This is a genomic window from Frankia sp. CoWAU3 (genome assembly GCF_977971855.1).
Genome location: NZ_CDWWXB010000101.1, coordinates 8,906 through 12,870, shown reverse-complemented (window position 1 = coordinate 12,870; position 3,965 = coordinate 8,906). Strand labels below are relative to the sequence as shown.

Here is a 3,965-nt window from a genome sequence, read left to right as displayed (position 1 = left end):
ACAAGGCACTGACAATCCGTTGAGCACCGTTCCTGGACGTACCAGGCGACCGACCACCCCGGCGCGGGTGAACCGGCCCCACGCGGGCATTCCGTTGCGCGGGGCGGGGAGTACCCCTGCGTATGTCGTCGGGGAGGACTCCGCATGAAGCGCAATACCGCCCAGCCGGGCGGCGCGTCGGCCGCGATCGCGGCCGACGGCTGGACGCTGCGTAAACGCCTGAAACAGACCCGGGGCACCCGGCTGCGGGGGGCGGTGCGCGGCGCCATCCCGCTGGCGCTGGCCGGCCTGCTCGCCAACCTCGCCAACATGGGCGTCACGCTGATCATCGCACGCGCGCTGAGTACCCGATCCTACGGCGCGGTCGCCCAACTGATCGCGATCTTCTTCATCGTGTCCATGCCGGGCAGCGCCCTGCTCGTGGGGGTGGTCCGGCGGATCACTACCTGGCAGCACAGCGGGCAGTTGGACCTGGTGGCGCAGTGGGTCCGCCGGGTCCGCCGGGTCGGGGTCGCGCTCGTGCTGGTCGTCGCCATGCTCGCGGTGGCCGCTCGGGGCTTCGTGGCCCACGAACTGTCGCTGCCCGGTCCCGGCGGCGTCGCCGAGATCGTGACCGCCGGTGCCGCCTGGTGTCTGCTCTGCGTCGACCGGGGGTTGCTGCAGTGCGGCCGGCTCTATCCGGCGCTGGCCGCCAACCTGCTCGTCGACGCCGCGGTGAAGACGGTGTTCACGATCGGGTTGGTGCTCGCCGGTCTGGACGAGACCGGCGCGGCGATCGCCGTCCTGCTCGGTGTGCTGGCCGCCCTCGCCCACACGCGGTCCACGCTGCGCAGCCACCCGGACGCGGTCGTGGGAACGTCGCCCGAGCCGGGCTCGCCCGCGGCGCCCACGGCCCGGCTGGCCGTCGAGGTCGGCGCCGCTCTCGTCGCGCTGGCGATGCTCGGCCTCCTGCAGAACATCGACGTCCTCATGCAGGGCCGGCTCGCCCCCGACCGGTCGGGCTCTTACGCGGCCGTCTCGGTGGCCAGCAAGGTGCTCGTACTGGCGGCGGTCGTGCTGGCCGGCTTCCTGCTGCCGGAGGCCGCCGATCGACGACATCTCGGACAGCACGCCCTCCATCAACTCGGAGCAACGCTAGCGATACTCCTCGTCCCCGCGCTGGGGCTGCTCTCCGCCGCTCTCCTCGCACCCGACACACTTCTCTCCCTGGCCTTCGGCCCTCGCTTCACCGATGCCTCCGGCGCGCTTCTCCCCTTGGCCGCAGCGATGACCTGTCTCGGAGCTACCGTGCTGTTCACCCACTACCTGCTCGCTCTCGGCGAGCGAGGCGTACTGCTGGCCCTGGGGCTGGCCGCCGCCGCAACCGTCCCCCTCATGCTGTGGGCGGACGGATCACCGACGAGCACCGCCCGCGCCGACCTCGCCTGCCAGGCCGTGCTGGCCATCGTCACCGGCCTGTCGGTGCTCGCCGCCGCCCGTCGGACGGCTCGGGCATGAGCGCCGCGAGCAATCGGCGCGGCCCCGGCGCGACGATCCCGCCGACCCCCGCGGGCCTCGTCGTGCCGCCGGCCGCCCCGGTCCCGCCTGCCGTCCCGGTCCCGCCGGGCCTCTTGGCCGCGCAGGTGGGAGCGCCCGGGATCGAGGCCGCGCCGCGCCGGCCCTCCCTCGCCGAGCTGGTCGAGACTTCGGGGCTGCGCCGCGTGCACATGCTGGCCTGGCGTGACCTCGACGACCCCGAGTCGGGCGGGTCGGAGCTGCACGCCGACAAGGTCGCGGAGCTGTGGGCGCAGGCCGGCATCGACGTGAGCCTGCGCACGGCCGTGGCGTCCGGCCATCCGGAGTCCGTCCACCGCAACGGCTACACGGTGGTCCGCAAGGCGGGCCGGTACTCGGTCTTCCCGCGCACGGCGGTGTCCGGCGCGCTGGGCCGCGGCGGGCCCTGGGACGGCCTGGTCGAGATCTGGAACGGGATGCCGTTCTTCTCTCCGGTCTGGGCCCGCTGCCCCCGGGTGGTGTTCCTGCACCACGTGCATGCCGAGATGTGGCGGATGGTGCTGTCCCCGAAGCTGGCCAGGATCGGCGAGACCGTCGAATTCAAGATCGCGCCACCGCTGTACCGGCGTACGCGCATCCTGACGCTGTCCCCGTCGTCCCGGCACGAGATCATCGAACTGCTCGGCCTGCCGCCGCGCAACATCTCGGTCGTGCCGCCGGGCATCGACCCGTCCTTCTCCCCCGCCGGCGAACGCTCGCCGCATCCGCTCGTCCTCGCTGTCGGGCGTCTGGTGCCGGTGAAACGGTTCGGCGTCCTCATCGACGGGCTCGTCCACGCCCACGACGAACATCCGACGATGGAGGCGGTCATCGTCGGCGAGGGCTACGAGCGGGTGGAGCTGGAGAAGCGGATCTCCGCTGCCGGAGCCGGCGGCTGGCTGCGCCTCGTCGGGCGGGTCGACGACGACGCCCTGCTGACGCTGTATCGGCGCGCCTGGGTGCTGGCCTCGGCCTCGGCCCGTGAAGGCTGGGGCATGACGATCACCGAGGCCGCCGCCTGCGGCACGCCGTCGGTCGCGACGAAGATCGCCGGACACACCGACGCGGTCGTCGACGGCGAGACCGGCGTGTTGGTGGAGGATCCGGCCGACCTGGGCAAGACACTGGCCGGCGTGCTGACCGATCACGATCTGCGCGCCCGCCTGTCCGCCGGGGCGCTGGCGCATGCGGCGACCTTCACCTGGGCGCAGACGGCTCGCTCGACGTTCGCGGCGCTCGTCCGGGAGGCGGCCCGGCATCAAGGCCGCCGCTCCAGCGCGGCCCGGGCCGCGGACCTGGTTGGGCCGCACCGGTGACTGCGGTGATCCGGTGACCGTGACCACGTCGCCCTCCGGTCCGGCCTCGTCCGGTCGCCCCGAGTCCGGTCCGGCCTCGTCCGATCGCCCCGAGTCCGGTCACGCCGAGTCCGGTCCGGCCTCGGCGGCGATCCGCCGGCGGCGACCGCCCTCCTGGCCGACCCTGGTGCTGGCCGCCGTGGCGTATCTGCCGCTGCTGGCGACGGCACCGGGAAAGATCGGCGCCGACACCAAGGCATACCTCTACCTCGATCCGAGCCGGATGCTGCGCCGGGCGGTCTCCATGTGGGACCCCGGCATCGGCATGGGCACCGTCACCCATCAGAACATCGGCTATCTGTTTCCGCAGGGCGCCTTCTACTGGCTGCTGGATCTCGTCGGCCTGCCCGACTGGGTCGCGCAGCGGCTGTGGACGGGCTCCATCCTGTTCGGCGCCGGCACCGGCGTGCTGTTCTTGCTCCGCTCGTTGCGCTGGCCCGACCGCTTCGCGTTCGTCGCCGCGTTCGGCTACATGCTCTCGCCCTACATCCTGGAATACGAGGCGCGGATCTCGGCGATCCTGCTGCCCTACGCCGGACTGGGCTGGCTGATCGGCATCACCGTGCGCGGGTTGCGCGAGGCGGAGCCCGGCCGGGCCGGCTGGCGTCCCGCCGGATGGCGCTTCCCCGCCGCCTTCGCTCTCGTGGTCACGACGATCGGCAGCATCAACGCCTCCAGCCTGATCTTCATCCTGTTCGCCCCACTGCTGTGGATACCGTTCGCCGTCTGGGGTACCCGCGAGGTCCGACTCGGCGCCGCCGTGAGTATGTGCACCCGTGCGGTGCTGGTCGTCCTCGCCACGTCGGCGTGGTGGATCGCGGGGCTCTACACCCAGGCCGGTTATGGCCTCAACGTCCTCGCCTTCACCGAGACGATCGAGACGGTCGCCAGCAGCTCGCAGGCCTCCGAGGTGCTGCGGGGCCTGGGCAACTGGTTCTTCTATGGGCAGGACGCGCTCGGTCCGTGGATCGGGCCGGCCACCTACTACACCCAGAGTATCTGGCTGATCGCGGTCAGCTTCACCATACCCATCCTCGCCCTGATCGGCACCTCGGCCATCCGCTGGGGCCAGCGCGG

Annotated in this window: 2 protein-coding genes and 1 pseudogene; all 3 read left to right on the top strand. The window is 72.3% G+C overall.

Annotation, left to right across the window (positions count from 1 at the left end):
* The first annotated feature begins 144 nt into the window (after window positions 1-144).
* Window positions 145-1,497, top strand: a complete 1,353-nt coding sequence (locus AC08ON_RS10795) for a hypothetical protein (RefSeq protein ID WP_476607426.1) — start codon at window positions 145-147, stop codon at window positions 1,495-1,497.
* Window positions 1,494-2,849, top strand: coding sequence for a glycosyltransferase family 4 protein (locus AC08ON_RS10790; RefSeq protein ID WP_476607425.1), 1,356 nt, complete (start codon window positions 1,494-1,496; stop codon window positions 2,847-2,849). The genes AC08ON_RS10795 and AC08ON_RS10790 overlap by 4 nt, the downstream gene beginning before the upstream one ends.
* Before the next feature lie 13 nt (window positions 2,850-2,862).
* Window positions 2,863-3,965 (top strand): annotated as a pseudogene (locus tag AC08ON_RS10785) (alpha-(1->3)-arabinofuranosyltransferase domain-containing protein); the annotation flags it as partial.